Origin of the sequence: Marinobacter oulmenensis (genome assembly GCF_014201735.1) — a bacterium.
Taxonomy (GTDB): Bacteria; Pseudomonadota; Gammaproteobacteria; order Pseudomonadales; family Oleiphilaceae; genus Marinobacter; species Marinobacter oulmenensis.
This window is the reverse complement of sequence record NZ_JACHFE010000001.1, coordinates 617,401-633,234: the sequence shown is the minus strand read 5'-3', so window position 1 is coordinate 633,234 and position 15,834 is coordinate 617,401. Positions and strand designations below refer to the sequence as shown.

The window sequence follows — 15,834 nt, the reverse complement described above, 5'->3', positions numbered from 1 at the left end:
CGACCCCGAACAAAAACCGGAGACTCCCATGCGAAACGCCGACCTCGTAGCCCGCGACCTCAAGTCTGTATGGCACCCCTGCACCCAGATGAAAGACCACGAAAGCCTGCCGCTGATTCCCGTCAAAAAGGGCGAAGGCGTCTGGCTGGAGGACTTTGAGGGCAACCGCTATATCGATGCGGTCAGTTCCTGGTGGGTTAACCTGTTCGGCCATGCCAACCCCCGGATCAACGCGGCCATACAGGACCAGATTGGCAAACTGGAGCACGTCATTCTGGCCGGGTTCAGCCATGAGCCGGTGGTGGAGCTCTCCGAGCGGCTGATTGAGGTGACCCCGGAAGGCCTGGACAAGTGCTTCTACGCTGACAACGGCTCCTCGGCCATCGAAGCGGCTCTGAAGATGAGCTACCACTACTGGAAAAACCACGGCAAGCCAGGCAAGAAAAACTTCGTGAACCTGTCCAACAGCTACCACGGCGAAACCCTGGGCGCCCTCGCCCTGGGCGATGTCGCCCTGTACAAGGACACCTACCAGCCGCTGCTGATGGAAGTGCTTACCGCCCCCTCTCCCGATGCCTTTAACAAGGAAGCGGGCGAAACCGATGAAGAGTACGCCCTGCGTCAGTTCGAAGCCATGGAACAGCTGCTGGCCGAGAAGCACGAAGAAATCTGCGCCGTGGTGGTGGAACCATTAATTCAGTGCGCCGGCGGTATGCGCATGCACCACCCGATCTACCACACCAAACTGCGCGAAGCCTGTGACCGCTATGGCGTGCACCTGATCGCCGATGAGATTGCCGTCGGCTTTGGCCGCACCGGCACCCTGTTCGCCTGCGAGCAATCCGGCATCACACCGGATTTCATGTGCCTGTCCAAGGGCCTGACCGCCGGCTACCTGCCCCTGTCCGTGGTGCTGACCACCAATGACGTCTATAACGCTTTCTACGACGACTATGAGACGCTCCGGGCCTTCCTGCACAGCCACAGCTACACCGGCAACCCCATCGGTTGTGCTGTGGCACTGGCAACGCTGGACATCTTCCGGGATGATAATGTCATTGAAAACAACCGCTACCTGGCAAACACCATGGCAGAGTCTGTGGCCCACCTGGCGGATCACCCCCATGTGGGCGACATCCGCCAGCATGGCATGACACTGGCTGTGGAAATGGTCAAAGACCAGGCCAGTAAAACGCCCTTCCCCTGGCAGGAACGGCGCGGCATCCGGGTGTATCAGCACTCGCTGACGCGACAGTCACTGCTGCGCCCGCTGGGGAATGTCGTCTACTTCATGCCACCCTATGTGATCACGGAGGAGCAGATCCGTCATCTGGGCCAGGTAGCGGGCGAAGGCATTGATATCGCAACCCGAGACTGAAAACCGATGCGCATACCCAGAATCTACACGGACACACCTCTGAGCAGCGGCCACTGCGAACTGGACGAATCCGCTGCCCATCACGTGGGACGGGTGCTGCGCATGCAGCCCGGTCAGGAGTTGCTGCTGTTTAACGGTGACGGCAATGACTATCGGGCGGTGATCACCGACGCCGGCAAGAAGCAGGTCTGTGTGGATGTCTCCGAGGTCGTGCCCAATCGTACCGAATCACCTTTACGCATCGTGCTGGGCCAGACCCTGTCCAAAGGCGACCGGATGGATTATGCCGTGCAGAAGGCCGTCGAAATGGGGGTCAGCGACATTGTCCCCCTGAGCACCGAACACTGCGACGTAAAACTCCGGGGCGACCGTGAGGAAAAACGCCTGCGGCACTGGCGCCAGGTGGCGATCAGCGCGGCGGAACAATGCGGCCGCGCGAGGGTCCCGCAGATCCATCCGGTCATGGATATCAACGGCTGGCTGGCACATAGCCAGGACTGCGATGTCCGGCTGGTACTGCATCACCGCACGGAGCAATCGCTGGGACAACTGGACCAGCCGGCCAGCGTCGCGCTGATGATTGGCCCCGAAGGTGGGCTCAGCGCCGGCGAGATCGAACAGGCCCAGCAACAGGGCTTCCTGCCGGTCGCACTCGGGCCCAGGGTACTGCGTACGGAAACCGCGCCCGTGGCCGCGCTGGCACTCTGCCAGTGGCTTTGGGGGGATATCTGAAGCCAGATCGGGCACTGTGCAATGCACGATTCCGTCTCTATACTGTCTGCCGGATTCTTCAATTGTAATTGTGTACGCGTTCGTCCGGAGGCAATGGATGCCTGGCTTTTTATCGTGGATAACCGATGCGCTGGCAAAGCGACACCCGCCCGCCGCAGACTGGCAACCCCGCCTGTTTAACCCGGACTCCCCCCCGACACCAGTCGGGGATAGCGCCCGCCGAAAAGCCATCGTCGAACATCTGGAGAGCAACCTGTTCTGCTGGTTGCTCGATGCCGAACCTCACCAGCTCAGGGCCGCTGATCCCATTCAGGAAAGTCTGCTGGCTGAGCTGGAACAGCGGCTCGACAACCGCCAGCTCGAAGAGCTGCCCCGTAAACCCTGGAGCCTGCCCGGCGTCATGCGCGCCCTGGCCAGCGACCATGCCGACCGTCGGGCCGTAACCCGAACCATCCAGAGCGACCCGTCGCTAACCGAGCAGTTGCTGTTGATGGCCAACAGCCCCTATTTTCGCCCGGGCGATCAGCCCATTGAATCCGTGGACCACGCCGTCTTTGTTCTGGGCGTGGATGGCATTCGAAATGTCATAACCGCCGCGGTCATGCGGCCCATGATGGCCGCCCGCAACAGCCGGGAAGCGCTGTTTGCCCAGCGGACCTGGCGCTGGGGGCTGGCCTGTGGCTGCGCCTGTGAAATGATTGCCGGCTACCGCCGGGAGGATTCCAGTGCCCATTTCATGGTGGCGCTCCTGCCGGCGCTGGCTTATCTGACCATACGCCGTGAGCTGTGCAGAATCAGCAGAGGCCAGAGACGCGGCAGTGAGCCCTCTCCGGCGGCCTTGCAGACTGCACTGTCCCGTTATCAGTGGCGGGTCTGTCAGTTGCTGGCCAACGCCTGGGCCCTGCCCCCGAAATACCATGCCTGGCTGATGGCGGCAGAGCGACCAGCCCCCAGGCAGCCCCACTCGATGCTGACTCAGGCGTTACTTCTGGGCTCCCGGGAAGTGCTGCGTCATGCCCGGCAACGTAATCTGCCCGAAGAGGAATTGCGCAGCAGCATACGTCTGCCGGAGCAGCAGGTGGTCTCCATACAGGCAGCCGTTCAGACCATGTTGGAAGAGAGCAAATCACCGCCCTCCCGGGGCTGATGTCTCCTGTTCCAGCAGGCTGGCAAAACTGATGTCTTCCCGGCCGGGGCCGACATCCTTGAGCACCCCCGGCACCTGGGCTCCCGGCAGCCGGTCAACCACCCGATCCTCATCGTGACGCACGGCCTGCAGCACATCACCAATACTCACCAGCTGTAAAGAGCGCCCGGGCACCAGCCGGTCACCATCCCGACCGGCCAGGTTGAGCAGGCCCGACCGGATCAACTTGTCGCTGATCCTGCGGGTGACCTCACCGGGTATCCGCAGTTCCTGCTCCAGTGCTTCCTGCTGGGGCGGTGGCTCCCCCCGGCTGAACGGGCGGGCCACCAGCCACATCATTGTCAGCCCCACCCGCTCCTGCAGTTCCGGTGACATCTGGATATCCCGGTAGCGCGCCACCGACCCCGGGTTCTGCAGGTAAAAAGCCAGGCTGGCTCCCAGCAGCAGGATCATCCAGTTCAGGTAGGTCCAGATCAGCAGAATAATACCGACGGCAAACCCCGAATAAATGGCGGCATAACGGGCCGATCCGGCAACGAACGAGGCAAACACCATCCCCGCTGCCTGCCAGGAAACACCCGCCACCAGGCCGGCGGTAAAGGCGTAGCGCAGCTTCACCCGGGTATTCGGGATGAAGATGTAGACAAAGGTGAAAGCCCCCACCACCAGGAAGAAGGGGGTGAACCGGCTGGCAAACACGATCAGCGAACCGAAGGGTTCGATCTCCATCACCTGCTGAACCAGGCTGGATGAGAAAATGGTGGCGGTCACGCCAATCGCCGACACCATTAGCAACGGCCCCACCATGATCACGCTCAGGTAGTTACTGAAGCGCTGCGACAGCGAGCGCATCTGCGGCACCCGCCAGATCATGTTGAACGAGCGCTCGATCTTCTGGACCAGGGAGATAACCGTATATACCAGCAGTGCCAGGCCCACCGAGCCCAGCACCCCAACCTTCATGTTATCCACGAACCCAAGGATGCGCTCGGCCAGCTCCAGGCCCTGGCTGCCCATGGGCTCAAAGAACTGATAGAGAAACGGCTCCATGCGCTGGTGCACGCCCAACGCCTTGAGCACCGAAAAGCTCAGGGCCAACAGAGGCACAATGCTCAGCAGGGTGGTGTACACCAGGCTCATGGCGTGCAGGGTCAACTGACCGCTGATGACGTCCCGAACCAGGGCATACAGTGACCGACCCACTTTGTAGAGCCAGGTCCAGGGCCAGCGCTCCGGCGGGTTGGGATTGGCCAGTATCCAGTTTTCAGCGGCCTGAAGCCGTTCTTTTACCTGAATGGAAGTCACACGACGCCCTGTTTTGTCAGTCCTTTGGGCCGAGTATCCACCAGATACCCGCCGCTGGCCAGCCCCGCCATTAACCGGCAGTGCTGGCGACGGATTCGAGATTGGATGCGGTGATGTCCACAATCCGCTGGCGAGCCTCCCGACTGGCCCAGGCCGAGTGCGGCGTGATGATCAGGTTGGGAATGTCATCCGCCAGCAGCGGGTTACCATGACGCGGCGGCTCCTCGGTCAGCACATCGAAACCGGCGCCACCAATGCGCCCGGCCCGCAGGGCCTGTGCCAGCGCCGCTTCATCCACCAGCCCCCCGCGACTGGTATTGATTAGCAGGGACTGGGGTTTCATCATCGCCAGCTCCCGTTCGCCGATCATGTTCCGGGTCTCGTCGGTCAGAAGGCAGTGCAGGGACAGCACATCGGCCTCGGCCAGCAGTTCATCCAGTGGTACCCGCCGATAGCCGTCCACTTCCCCGGGCGACTGTCCCGGACGGCAGCCCAGTACTACGTTCATCCCAAAGGCTTCTGCCCGTTCGGCCACGCCCTGCCCCAGATCACCGTAGCCGACGATGCCGATGGTCTTGCCTTCCAGTTCCATGATGGGATGCCCCATCAGGCAGAACATGTCACTTTTCTCCCAGAGACCGTTCCGGACATCCCGGTTGTAATCGAGCAGACGGGTGGCCAGCGCCAGAATCAGCGCCAGCGTATGCTGGGCCACGGTGGAACGGCCATACCGGTTGACGTTCAGAACCTCGATGCCGTGGTCCCGGGCAGCCTCCATGTCGATGTTGTTCACACCGGTAGCCACCACGGCAATGGTGCGCACCTCGGGGCAGGCTTCAAAATGCTCGCGGCCAAGCACGACCTTGTTCACCAGCACGGTATCAAAACCGCGCATGCGCTCGACGACCTGGTCCGGTGCCGTTCGGTCATGGCAGGTGATGGAGCCCACGACCCGCTCAATCGGAGACAGGTCAACATCCTCACCCAGAGTGGTGGCATCCAGAAATACGGTTTTCATGATTTTCACTCGACTCCCAATCCGGTAAACCGTCAGACTAAGTTAGACTGAGGAAAACGATCAACTTCCGGAGGACCAATATGGAGCATGAATTCTGGCACAAGCGCTGGCAGAGAGACGAAATCGGCTTTCACCAGGGCACCGTGAATGAGTATCTGTATGAGCACTGGACGGAACTGGCCGGCCAGGGTACAGACGCGGTATTCGTGCCACTGTGCGGCAAGGCCCACGACATGTGGTGGCTGCACGACCGCGGCCATCCGGTGATCGGTGTCGAGCTGAGCGAGATTGCCTGCAAGGACTTCTTTGAGGAAGCTGGCGAGAAAGCCAAGGTACACCCGGGCGAGCCATTCACGGTTTTCCAGCATGACAACCTGCAACTGTGGTGTGGCGATTTCTTTCAGCTGGTTCCGGACGACCTCCGGCACATCCGTCTGGTCTATGACCGGGCCGCGCTGATCGCCCTGCCCCCGGAAATGCGCAAAAGCTACGTCGAACACCTGACAGCGGTGATCCCGGATGGTACGGAGATTCTGCTGGTGACGCTCGATTACAACAGTGGGGAGATGAAAGGCCCGCCGTTCAACGTGACCAATGAAGAAGTCTACGAACTCTACGGCGAAGATTACGAAATCACCCACATCCGCAGCAACGACCTGCCCCGGGACAACCCGTTCGCCAAGCGCCGTGGCCTGCTTAACGGCGCCTCTGAGAGCGTATTCCGGCTGATCAGGAAGTGATCCCTCCGGCGGGCCGGTAACATAATTTAATGAACCTAATAGCTCCGCCAACTGTCCAAGACCCGTACCCTGATCTAAGCTCAGGTTAAAGGGCCGCGGGATTTGCTCCAGACAATCCCGTCCCGGCCCTGCCATTTCTTCCATCCATAACCAGACACCGACCGCCCGGAGAGGCGGCCAGACAAGCAACGGGGAAATTGCGTGAGTTAACAGGCAGATAACAATGCGAGCGGGGGATCATCCATGAGCATACTGCAGCAGTTCAAAGACCGCTATGAAGCGACCCAGGAAGAGGAATACTCCCTGGAGGAATACCTGGAGATCTGCAAGAACGACCCGGCGGCCTATGCCACCGCCGCCGAGCGTATGCTGATCGCCATCGGTGAGCCGGAGTTGGTGGATACCTCCCTCGACCCACGACTGTCCCGCATCTTTTCCAACAAGGTCATCAAGCGTTACCCGGAATTTTCCGAGTTCTACGGCATGGAAGACGCCGTGGAAAACATCGTCTCCTTCTTCCGCCATGCCGCCCAGGGCCTGGAGGAAAAGAAACAGATCCTGTATCTGCTCGGCCCCGTGGGCGGCGGCAAGTCGTCCCTGGCGGAAAAGCTCAAGCAGCTGATGCAGAAGGTGCCGTTCCACGCCATCAAGGGCTCACCGGTAAACGAATCTCCCCTGAGCCTGTTTGACCCGGCCGAGGATGCCCAGATTCTTGAGGAGGAATACGGCATACCCCGCCGCTATCTGACCTCGATCATGTCACCCTGGGCGGTCAAACGCCTGCACGAATACGGCGGCGACATCAGCCAGTTCCGGGTGGTCAAGAAGTACCCCTCGGTACTGGATCAGATCGGCGTGGCCAAGACCGAGCCCGGCGATGACAACAACCAGGACATCTCGGCCCTGGTGGGCAAGGTCAACATCCGCATGCTGGAGGACTACTCCCAGGATGATCCGGATGCCTACAGCTTCAGCGGTGGCCTGTGCAAGGCGAACCAGGGGCTGATGGAATTCGTGGAAATGTTCAAGGCGCCGATCAAGGTGCTGCATCCGTTGCTTACCGCCACCCAGGAAGGCAACTACAACACCACCGAAGGCATGGGTTCGGTGCCTTTCGATGGCATCGTGCTGGCCCACTCCAACGAATCCGAGTGGCAGACCTTCCGCAACAACAAGCACAACGAAGCCTTCCTGGATCGGGTCTACATCGTCAAGGTGCCCTACTGCCTGCGGGTGACCGAGGAAATCCAGATCTACCGCAAGCTGCTCACCAACAGCTCGCTGTCCGGCGCTCCCTGCGCTCCGGACACCCTGGACATGCTGGCCCAGTTCTCGGTGCTCTCGCGCATCAAGGAGCCGGAGAACTCCAGCATCTATTCCAAGATGAAGGTCTATGACGGCCAGAGCATCAAGGACACCGATCCCAAGGCAAAATCCATCCAGGAATACCGGGACGCGGCCGGCGTGATGGAAGGCATGGACGGGCTGTCCACCCGCTTTGCCTTCAAGATTCTCTCCAAGGTGTTCAACTTCGACACCACCGAGGTCGCCGCCAACCCGGTGCACCTGCTGTACGTGCTGGAAAAGCAGATCGAGCAGGAGCAGTTCCAGGCGGAAATTCAGGACCGGTACCTGCGTTTCATCAAGGAATACCTGGCGCCCCACTATGTCCAGTTTATCGGCAAGGAAATACAGACGGCCTACCTGGAAAGCTACAGCGAGTATGGCCAGAACCTGTTCGACCGCTACGTGACCTACGCCGATTTCTGGATTCAGGACCAGGAATACCGGGACCCGGACACCGGCGAAATCCTCGACCGCGCCTCCATCAACGAGGAGCTGGAGAAAATCGAGAAGCCGGCCGGCATCTCCAACCCGAAGGATTTCCGCAACGAGGTGGTCAACTTTGTACTGCGGGCCCGGGCCAACAACGGCGGCAAGAATCCGTCCTGGCTCAGCTATGAGAAGCTGCGGGCGGTGATCGAGAAGAAAATGTTCTCCAACACAGAGGACCTGCTGCCGGTCATTTCGTTCAACCCCAAAGCCAGTCAGGAAGACCAGAAAAAACACAAGCAGTTCGTCGAGCGCATGGTCGATCGCGGCTACACCGAGAAACAGGTTCGGCTGCTGGCCGAGTGGTACCTGCGGGTCCGTAAATCCCACTGACCCGGTGACCGTTTAAGGCAGGAGGTTCGCCATGGGCACGACGCATATTGTCGATCGTCGTCTGAACGGCAAGAACAAAAGCGCAGTGAACCGGGAACGGTTCCTGCGCCGGTATCGTCATCACATCAAGCGGGCCGTCAGCGAGGCGGTTCACAAACGCTCGATCACCGACGTGGAACGGGGCGAGAGCGTCAGCATTCCCACCCGGGACATCGACGAACCGGTGTTCCACCACGGCCAGGGCGGGCGCCGGGAAATGGTCCATCCGGGCAACCGGGAATGGATCACCGGCGACACCATCGAAAAGCCCCAGGGCGAGGGCGGCCAGGGTTCCGGTGCCGGCCAGGCCAGCCCGGACGGCGAGGGTATGGACGAGTTCGCCTTCCAGATCACCCAGGAGGAATTTCTGGACTTCCTGTTCGATGATCTGGAGTTGCCCAACCTCGCCCGCAAAAAGCTCAAGGACACCGAAGCCTTCAACTACGTTCGCGCCGGCTTCACCAGCCAGGGCGTTCCCGCCAAGCTGGATGTGGTGCGCTCACTGCGTGGCGCCCATGCCCGGCGGCTGGGCCTCGGCGGGGCCCGCAAACGCAAGATCCGGGAACTGGAACAGCAACTGGCAGAGCTGAAAGCTGCCCCCCATGAACCGGACCCGGCATTCTGCCACAGTGACCAGATTCAGGCTCTGGAGGAAGAGATCGCGCGCCTGAAAGCGAACGTGCGGCGCATTCCCTTCATCGACGAAATCGACCTGCGCTACCGCCAGCACGTCAAACAGCCACGGCCGGCCACCAGCGCGGTCATGTTCTGCCTGATGGATGTGTCTGGTTCGATGACCCAGATGCACAAGGACATCGCCAAGCGTTTCTTTATCCTGCTGTACCTGTTCCTGAAGAAAAACTACAAGAAGATCGACGTGGTCTTCATCCGCCATCACACCAGTGCCAAGGAAGTGGACGAGGAAGAGTTTTTCTACAGCCGGGAAACCGGCGGCACCATTGTCTCCAGCGCCCTGCGCCTGATGCAGCAGATCATCGAGGCCCGTTACTCGCCGGCGGAATGGAACATCTACGCCGCCCAGGCCTCCGACGGCGACAACTGGAACGATGACTCGCCGATCTGCAGCAAGCTGCTGGCCGAGCAGGTGCTGCCTCTGGTGCAGTATTACGCCTATGTCGAAATCACGCCCCAGGACCACCAGATGCTCTGGTACGAATATGAGAAAATCATGGCGCGGTTCCCGGAGAGCTTTGCCATGCAGCAGATTGCCGACGCCGGGGAAATCTACCCGGTGTTCCGCCAGTTGTTCGAGAGGAAAGCCGCATGAGCCGTATCGCCGACCAACCGAATGCACCGGAGCGCGAACAGCCCACGGCCGGGACGCCGATTTCCACCACCTCCGAATGGACCTTTGAACTGATCCGGGAATACGACGAGGCCATCGCCGAATGCGCGGCCGAGTTCGGCCTGGACACCTACCCCAATCAGGTGGAGGTGATCAGTGCCGAGCAGATGATGGATGCCTACAGCTCTGTGGGCATGCCGGTGGGCTACAACCACTGGTCGTTCGGCAAGCAGTTTCTCAACACGGCCCGCGGGTACCAGCGGGGCCAGATGGGGCTGGCCTATGAGATCGTGATCAACTCCAACCCCTGCATCGCCTACCTCATGGAGGAAAACACCCTGCCCATGCAGGCGCTGGTCATCGCCCACGCCTGCTATGGCCACAACTCCTTTTTCAAGGGCAACTACCTGTTCCGCACCTGGACCGACGCCAGCGCCATCATCGACTACCTGGTCTTTGCCCGCCACTACGTGGCCGAATGCGAGGAACGCTACGGGGTGGAGGCAGTGGAGGAAATTCTGGACTCCTGCCACGCCCTGATGAACTATGGCGTGGACCGCTACAAGCGCCCTGCCCCTATTTCCGCTGCCGAGGAGGCCCGGCGACAGAAAGAGCGTGAGGAGTACCAGCAACGGCGCATCAACGACCTGTGGCGCACCATTCCCCAGCCCGATGAGGACGAAGACCCGGTGCGGCGCCAGAAACGCTTTCCGGAAGAACCCCAGGAAAACCTGCTGTACTTCATCGAAAAGAACGCGCCGTTGCTGGAGACCTGGCAGCGGGAGATCGTGCGCATCGTGCGCAAGCTGGGCCAGTATTTCTACCCCCAGCGCCAGACCCAGGTAATGAACGAGGGCTGGGCCACCTTCTGGCACTACACATTGCTGCACCGGATGTACGACAAGGGGCTGGTCAACGACGGCTTTATGCTGGAATTCCTGCAGAGCCATTCGGCGGTGATCTACCAGCCGCCTTTCGACAGCCCTTACTATTCCGGGCTTAACCCCTACACGCTCGGTTTTTCCATCTTCACCGACCTGCGCCGGATCTGTGAGGCCCCCACCGACGAAGACCGGGAATGGTTCCCGGACATTGCCGGCAGCGACTGGCTGAAAACCCTGCATTTCGCCATGCACAACTTCAAGGATGAAAGTTTCATCCAGCAGTTCCTGTCTCCGAAAGTCATGCGGGACCTGAAGCTGTTTGCCGTCGAGAACGATGAACTGGAAGACCACTACACGGTCACGGCCATCCACGATGACCCGGGCTATCGGCCCCTGCGGGAGAAACTGGCCCGGCAGTACAATCTCAGTTACCGGGAGCCCAACATCCAGGTGTGGAATGTGGATGTCCGGGGCGACCGCTCACTGACCCTGCGCCACATCCCGGTGGACCGGGTACCGCTGGGTGGAGATACCGATGAGGTCATCCGCCACGTGCACCGGCTGTGGGGCTTCGATGTCCACCTGGAAAGCGTGGAAGACGGACGGGTGGTGGAGGAATTCCATTGCCCGACGCCACCGGCTGCGGACCCGGACTAGAATACAAAGTCGATCCGCACCCGAAGTCCGTTCAGCTCTGGCGACCGGTCCAGTGACATCCGGCCGCCATAGAGCTGTACCAGTTCGTTAACGATGGCCAGGCCCAGCCCGGAGCCTGACCGTTCCTCGTCCAGCCGGCCACCCCGCTCCAGCGCCTGCCGGATCTGCTCCGGAGACATGCCGGGGCCGTCATCATCGACGGTCAACGTCAGCGCCTGACTATCACCCGACACCTGCAGACTGACGCGGGCGCTCGCCCAGTGAATGGCGTTTTCCAGCAGATTGCCGACCAGTTCCTGAAGATCCTGCTGTTCGAACGGAACCGGCCCTGTCACCTCAAGGCCATGATGGAAGTTGATACCCCGGCGCCCGGCCAGGGTTTCCAGTGCCGACAGCACCGGGGTCAGGGTATCGCGGAGATTGGCCCCGCCACCAATGGCGGCCGGGCCGGCGGCCGAGGCGCGCGCCAGGTGATGACGTACGGCATCGTTCAGCCTCGCAAGCTCCGCCCGGAACTCCGCCTGTCGGGATGCCGGCAACTGCTCACAAAGATTGGTCAGGACAGCCACCGGTGTCTTCAGGGCGTGGGCCAGATTCCCGGCGGTGGTCCTGCCCCGCTCAATCAGTCGCTGGTCCCGCTCCAGCACCTGGTTAATCACTCTGGCCAGCCGGGCAAGCTCTTCCGGGAACCGGGTCTCCAGGGATTGTCGCTGGCCGGATTCCACCGCCTTCAGGCTGCGCTCGATGCGCCTCAGGGGCGCCAGCCCCCAGCGCACCTGCAAAGCGATCAGCGCCAGCAACAGGACGGCCAGAGTCACCAGCGACACGATCAGCAGGGCATGAAACCGCGCCACCTGCGCGTTTACTTCGGAAAGATCGCCGGCGACCGTGACGGTGACCGGGTCGGGGTACACAGGTAGTCGCACCTGGCGGGTCAGGGTCCGCAGGGACTGCCCCCGGGGGCCGGGCATCTCCTGCCAGCGCAGGCCATTCCCGGACGCCACCGGCAATCGCTGATCCCACAGCGAACGGGAGGTCACCACCGAACCTTCCGCCCCTGAAAGCTGCCAGTACCAGCCGGAGTAGACCCGGTCGAAGCGGGGATCGCCCAGTTGCGGGCCGGGATCCAGGGTGTTGCCCCCAGGGGTGAACTCAATACCGGCAATAACCACATCCAGCAGGGACTCCAGGCGATCATTGAACGCCGTGTTCACCGCTTCGCGGAAATTCCAGGCCAACAGGCCACCGGCCAGCGGCAGTACCAGTGACACCAGCACCAGGGCGGAGACCAGCATACGTGTTGCCACCGGCCACTGGCGCAGAGGTGGCATCATCCCGCGTCCTCCGCCTGGCCCATCATCCGATAGCCCTGGCCGCGTATGGTTTCAATGGCTTCACTGCCGAGTTTGCGGCGCAGCCGGCTGACCTGGACATCAATGACGTTGGAGTCCGGCTCCTGGTCGCCGTCGTAGACATGCTCTGACAACTCGATACGGCTGACAATGCGCGGAGCAGCGTGAATCAGGTGCGACAACAGGCGAAATTCCTGGGCGGTAAGGGAAACCGGCATTCCGGAACGGGTGACCTGGCCGGCATGGGTGTCCAGGGCAATGTCGCCCACATTCAGTACCGGGTGGGAGTGGCCGTGAGCCCTGCGCACCAACGCCCGCAGGCGGAACAGCACCTCGGCGGTTTCAAAGGGCTTGGTGACATAGTCATCAGCCCCCGCTGAAAAACCGGCGGCCTTGTCCGACCAGCGTTCCCGGGCGGTCAGGATCAGTACCGGCAGATCAATGCCCTGCTCCCGCCAGCGGGACAACCACTGGGTGCCGTTACCGTCCGGCAGCCCGAGATCGAGAACCACTGCGTCGTAACACTCTGTAGACACAAGAAAATCCGCCTGGCGGCCGTCACCAGCCACTTCCACCAGCACGCCGGCATCCTTGAGTGTGCGCGCCAGACCATTGGCCAGAGCCTGGTCATCCTCCACAAGCAGTATCTTCATTGTCGCTCCATGGACCGCAGGTTCCTGCCTTCGACTTCCAGCACTTCGCCGGTGCGGGCATCAATCTCGAACTCGGCCACCTGTCCCTCCGGCCCCAGAAGTTCGATCTCATACAGGATACGGCCATCCTCCTTTTCAATATCGACATCAATGACATCGCCTTTCCAGTCCTGCTGAAGGCTGTCCATGATGTCACCCAGGGGCTTGATGCGGCCGGCTTCCACCTCACGGTGAAGCTTGCGCCACTCATCGTCATCAGCCGCCGCCATCTGCAGGGTAAACGGCAGGCAGAGCGCCAGCCCAAATACCAGCAGCAGACGTCGGGAAAAACGGTCCCGGGGGATGAGGTTTGGTTCCTGATGTTTCATGGGGTTAATGATCCCAAAAGCCACATGAACGGTTGATGAATGAGTTGCTCACGCCGGTGTCAGATGCACCGGGGTAATCTGGCATCACGCTGGTGGCAGAAGCACTCCGCCACCCGTTGTATCCATCATATCGGCAGACACAAGGAGCTGACCATGAAAAAACTGATGACACTGACCCTGATCACCGGCCTGGCAACCGCCCCCATGGCGATCGCCCAGACGTCTCCCTCCCAGGCGGACCGCATACTGTCCCAGGGAACAGACTACGGCATCACCCAGTTCCGCAGCGTCGAGTTCAGCGACGGAGGCTATGATGATATTGAGCTGGAAGGCTGGATGAACGATTGGTACGTTGAACTGGACATGAACGGTGATGGCACCATCCGCAAGGAAGAGCGCCGCAAATACGAGCGCGAACCCTACGGCCTGAGTGCCGGCGAAATCCAGGACTACCTTGAGGCCGCCACCAATGAAGGCATGGCGACCGTGGATGAAATCAAGGTCGACCGTCGCGGAGAAGTCGAGGTGGAAGGTGAAGACGACACCGGTCGAGAGCTGGAACTGGAGTTCCGCAAAGGCGAGCTGGAACCGGTTCGCATCAAACGGGATGACTGAGCCTGGATGACCTGCAAACCGGCACAACCAGCCCCCAATACAACCGCCGGCAACACAGGCCCTGTGCTGCCGGCCTGATCAGCCGCTGACCGATGGCAGGCCGGACAGGGCCATCGCCAGCTCCTGCTCATCGTACTCGTGGTCGTGCAGTTCGCCGGCGAAGTACGAGGTGTACGCCGCCATATCAAAGTGGCCATGACCACAGAGGTTGAACAGAATGACCTCGTCCCGGCCCTCACGCTTGCACCGCAGTGCCTCCTCAATCGCGCCCTTGACGGCATGATTGGCTTCCGGCGCAGGCACAATGCCCTCGTGGCGGGCAAACAGCACGCCGGCTTCGAAGCATTCGCGCTGAGTGTAGGAAACGGCATCAAACAGGCCCAGTTCACTGGCGTGAGACACCATTGGCGCCATGCCGTGATACCTCAGACCACCGGCATGGAAGCCCGGCGGCGTGAAACCGGAGCCCAGGGTGTGCATCTTGGTCAACGGCGTCATGTGCGCGGTGTCGCCATAATCATAGGCATACCTGCCGCGAGTGAGCGTCGGACAGGCCGAGGGTTCCACCGCCACAATCCGTGACTTTTCACCGCCCCGCAGGGCATGCCCCATGAACGGGAAGGCAATACCCGCGAAGTTGGAGCCACCCCCGGTACAGCCCACGATGACATCCGGCCAGCAGTCGGCCATCTCCATCTGCTCCATGGCTTCCAGCCCAATCACGGTCTGGTGCAGCAGCACATGGTTGAGTACCGACCCCAGGGCGTACTTGGTACCCGGATCCTGTGCCGCCAGCTCCACCGCCTCGGAAATGGCAATCCCCAGACTGCCGGTATGTTCCGGGGTCTCGGCCAGCACCTTGCGACCGAACTCTGTCAGTTCTGACGGGGAAGGCACACACCGGGCTCCGTAGGTTTCCATGACCGCCCGACGATAGGGTTTCTGGTTATAGGACACCCGGACCTGAAACACCGTGACATCCAGATCAAACAGGGATCCGGCAAACGACAGTGACGTGCCCCACTGACCGGCCCCGGTTTCGGTGGTCAGGGTCCGGATACCCGCTTCCCGATTGTAGAAGGCCTGCGGTATCGCGGTATTGGGCTTGTGACTGCCCGCCGGACTCACCCCCTCATACTTGTAGAAAATCTTTGCCGGTGTGCCCAACGCTTTTTCCAGACCATGGGCCCGGTACATGGGCGCCGGGCGCCACAGGCGGTAGACATCCCGAACCGGCTCCGGAATCTCGACTTCCCGCTCGGTGGACACCTCCTGTTCAATCAGCGCCTGGGGAAACAGAGGCTCAAGATCGCTCGCAGTAATCGGTTGCTGGCTGCCCGGATGCAGCACCGCCGGCAAAGGCTCCGGGAAATCGGCCTGCAGGTTGTACCAGTATCGGGGAATGCGATCCTCATCAAGTACGTACTTGGTTTGCATGGTTTTCCTCACCCTGAGAGTTGTTGTCGTCCGGCCC

At 61.0% G+C, this 15,834-nt stretch carries 14 protein-coding genes; 8 read left to right on the top strand and 6 right to left on the bottom strand.

The genetic code is table 11. The annotated features are described in order from the left end of the window. Positions 1-28 precede the first annotated feature (28 nt). The 3 genes from HNR38_RS02915 to HNR38_RS02905 all read left to right on the top strand — a co-directional run bounded on the left by HNR38_RS02915 (position 29) and on the right by HNR38_RS02905 (position 3,257). Positions 29-1,378 carry an adenosylmethionine--8-amino-7-oxononanoate transaminase gene (locus tag HNR38_RS02915; RefSeq protein ID WP_183699572.1) on the top strand — a complete coding sequence of 450 codons (1,350 nt, stop codon included), beginning with the start codon at positions 29-31 and terminating at the stop codon, positions 1,376-1,378. A gap of 6 nt (positions 1,379-1,384) precedes the next feature. Continuing rightward, positions 1,385-2,110 (top strand): 16S rRNA (uracil(1498)-N(3))-methyltransferase, encoded by a 726-nt coding sequence (locus HNR38_RS02910; RefSeq protein ID WP_183699570.1) that lies wholly within the window; start codon positions 1,385-1,387, stop codon positions 2,108-2,110. Between the two features lie 97 nt (positions 2,111-2,207). Next, positions 2,208-3,257 (top strand): HDOD domain-containing protein, encoded by a 1,050-nt coding sequence (locus tag HNR38_RS02905; protein WP_183699568.1) that lies wholly within the window; start codon positions 2,208-2,210, stop codon positions 3,255-3,257. Here the strand turns inward: HNR38_RS02905 and HNR38_RS02900 are convergent. Together HNR38_RS02900 and HNR38_RS02895 are read right to left on the bottom strand one after the other, a co-directional pair. Further along, on the bottom strand, positions 3,237-4,562 hold the full coding sequence (locus HNR38_RS02900; RefSeq protein ID WP_183699566.1) for a YhjD/YihY/BrkB family envelope integrity protein: 1,326 nt from the start codon (positions 4,560-4,562) through the stop codon (positions 3,237-3,239). The two genes, HNR38_RS02905 and HNR38_RS02900, sit on opposite strands and share 21 nt — an antisense overlap. A 70-nt stretch (positions 4,563-4,632) precedes the next feature. Continuing rightward, positions 4,633-5,580, bottom strand: coding sequence for a D-2-hydroxyacid dehydrogenase (locus HNR38_RS02895; RefSeq protein WP_183699564.1), 948 nt, complete (start codon positions 5,578-5,580; stop codon positions 4,633-4,635). Positions 5,581-5,660: 80 nt separating this feature from the next. On the opposite strand from HNR38_RS02895, the gene tmpT reads away from it, so the two are divergent. The 4 genes from tmpT to HNR38_RS02875 all read left to right on the top strand — a co-directional run bounded on the left by tmpT (position 5,661) and on the right by HNR38_RS02875 (position 11,372). After that, the gene (gene tmpT / locus HNR38_RS02890; RefSeq protein ID WP_183699562.1) at positions 5,661-6,320 is read left to right on the top strand and encodes a thiopurine S-methyltransferase; all 660 of its coding nucleotides are present in this window, start codon (positions 5,661-5,663) and stop codon (positions 6,318-6,320) included. A gap of 243 nt (positions 6,321-6,563) precedes the next feature. Continuing rightward, positions 6,564-8,486, top strand: coding sequence for a PrkA family serine protein kinase (locus HNR38_RS02885; RefSeq protein ID WP_183699560.1), 1,923 nt, complete (start codon positions 6,564-6,566; stop codon positions 8,484-8,486). 31 nt (positions 8,487-8,517) lie between these two features. Next, the gene (locus tag HNR38_RS02880; RefSeq protein ID WP_183699558.1) at positions 8,518-9,813 is read left to right on the top strand and encodes a YeaH/YhbH family protein; all 1,296 of its coding nucleotides are present in this window, start codon (positions 8,518-8,520) and stop codon (positions 9,811-9,813) included. Next, positions 9,810-11,372, top strand: coding sequence for a SpoVR family protein (locus HNR38_RS02875; protein ID WP_183699556.1), 1,563 nt, complete (start codon positions 9,810-9,812; stop codon positions 11,370-11,372). The genes HNR38_RS02880 and HNR38_RS02875 overlap by 4 nt, the downstream gene beginning before the upstream one ends. Here the strand turns inward: HNR38_RS02875 and HNR38_RS02870 are convergent. From HNR38_RS02870 to HNR38_RS02860, 3 genes are read right to left on the bottom strand one after another with little or no spacing between them, the layout of a single operon-like run. Continuing rightward, positions 11,369-12,706, bottom strand: a complete 1,338-nt coding sequence (locus tag HNR38_RS02870) for a sensor histidine kinase (RefSeq protein WP_183699554.1) — start codon at positions 12,704-12,706, stop codon at positions 11,369-11,371. The two genes, HNR38_RS02875 and HNR38_RS02870, sit on opposite strands and share 4 nt — an antisense overlap. After that, complete coding sequence (locus HNR38_RS02865) at positions 12,703-13,377, bottom strand: response regulator (RefSeq protein ID WP_183699552.1); 675 nt, start codon at positions 13,375-13,377, stop codon at positions 12,703-12,705. The genes HNR38_RS02870 and HNR38_RS02865 overlap by 4 nt, the downstream gene beginning before the upstream one ends. Beyond that, positions 13,374-13,745 (bottom strand): PepSY domain-containing protein, encoded by a 372-nt coding sequence (locus HNR38_RS02860; protein ID WP_183699550.1) that lies wholly within the window; start codon positions 13,743-13,745, stop codon positions 13,374-13,376. The genes HNR38_RS02865 and HNR38_RS02860 overlap by 4 nt, the downstream gene beginning before the upstream one ends. 153 nt (positions 13,746-13,898) lie before the next feature. On the opposite strand from HNR38_RS02860, the gene HNR38_RS02855 reads away from it, so the two are divergent. Continuing rightward, positions 13,899-14,360, top strand: a complete 462-nt coding sequence (locus tag HNR38_RS02855; protein WP_183699548.1) for a PepSY domain-containing protein — start codon at positions 13,899-13,901, stop codon at positions 14,358-14,360. Positions 14,361-14,438: 78 nt separating this feature from the next. Here the strand turns inward: HNR38_RS02855 and HNR38_RS02850 are convergent, their stop codons facing one another. After that, positions 14,439-15,797, bottom strand: a complete 1,359-nt coding sequence (locus HNR38_RS02850; protein ID WP_183699546.1) for a TrpB-like pyridoxal phosphate-dependent enzyme — start codon at positions 15,795-15,797, stop codon at positions 14,439-14,441. Positions 15,798-15,834: the final 37 nt, after the last annotated feature.

Bases quoted from the DNA above. Each gene is read 5' to 3' on its own strand.
- HNR38_RS02915 (WP_183699572.1), top strand. From the start codon at position 29: ATGCGAAACGCCGACCTCGTAGCCCGCGACCTCAAGTCTGTATGGCAC.
- HNR38_RS02910 (WP_183699570.1), top strand. From the start codon at position 1,385: ATGCGCATACCCAGAATCTACACGGACACACCTCTGAGCAGCGGCCAC.
- HNR38_RS02905 (WP_183699568.1), top strand. From the start codon at position 2,208: ATGCCTGGCTTTTTATCGTGGATAACCGATGCGCTGGCAAAGCGACAC.
- HNR38_RS02895 (WP_183699564.1), bottom strand. From the start codon at position 5,580: ATGAAAACCGTATTTCTGGATGCCACCACTCTGGGTGAGGATGTTGAC.
- tmpT (WP_183699562.1), top strand. From the start codon at position 5,661: ATGGAGCATGAATTCTGGCACAAGCGCTGGCAGAGAGACGAAATCGGC.
- HNR38_RS02885 (WP_183699560.1), top strand. From the start codon at position 6,564: ATGAGCATACTGCAGCAGTTCAAAGACCGCTATGAAGCGACCCAGGAA.
- HNR38_RS02880 (WP_183699558.1), top strand. From the start codon at position 8,518: ATGGGCACGACGCATATTGTCGATCGTCGTCTGAACGGCAAGAACAAA.
- HNR38_RS02875 (WP_183699556.1), top strand. From the start codon at position 9,810: ATGAGCCGTATCGCCGACCAACCGAATGCACCGGAGCGCGAACAGCCC.
- HNR38_RS02870 (WP_183699554.1), bottom strand. From the start codon at position 12,706: ATGATGCCACCTCTGCGCCAGTGGCCGGTGGCAACACGTATGCTGGTC.
- HNR38_RS02865 (WP_183699552.1), bottom strand. From the start codon at position 13,377: ATGAAGATACTGCTTGTGGAGGATGACCAGGCTCTGGCCAATGGTCTG.
- HNR38_RS02860 (WP_183699550.1), bottom strand. From the start codon at position 13,745: ATGAAACATCAGGAACCAAACCTCATCCCCCGGGACCGTTTTTCCCGA.
- HNR38_RS02855 (WP_183699548.1), top strand. From the start codon at position 13,899: ATGAAAAAACTGATGACACTGACCCTGATCACCGGCCTGGCAACCGCC.
- HNR38_RS02850 (WP_183699546.1), bottom strand. From the start codon at position 15,797: ATGCAAACCAAGTACGTACTTGATGAGGATCGCATTCCCCGATACTGG.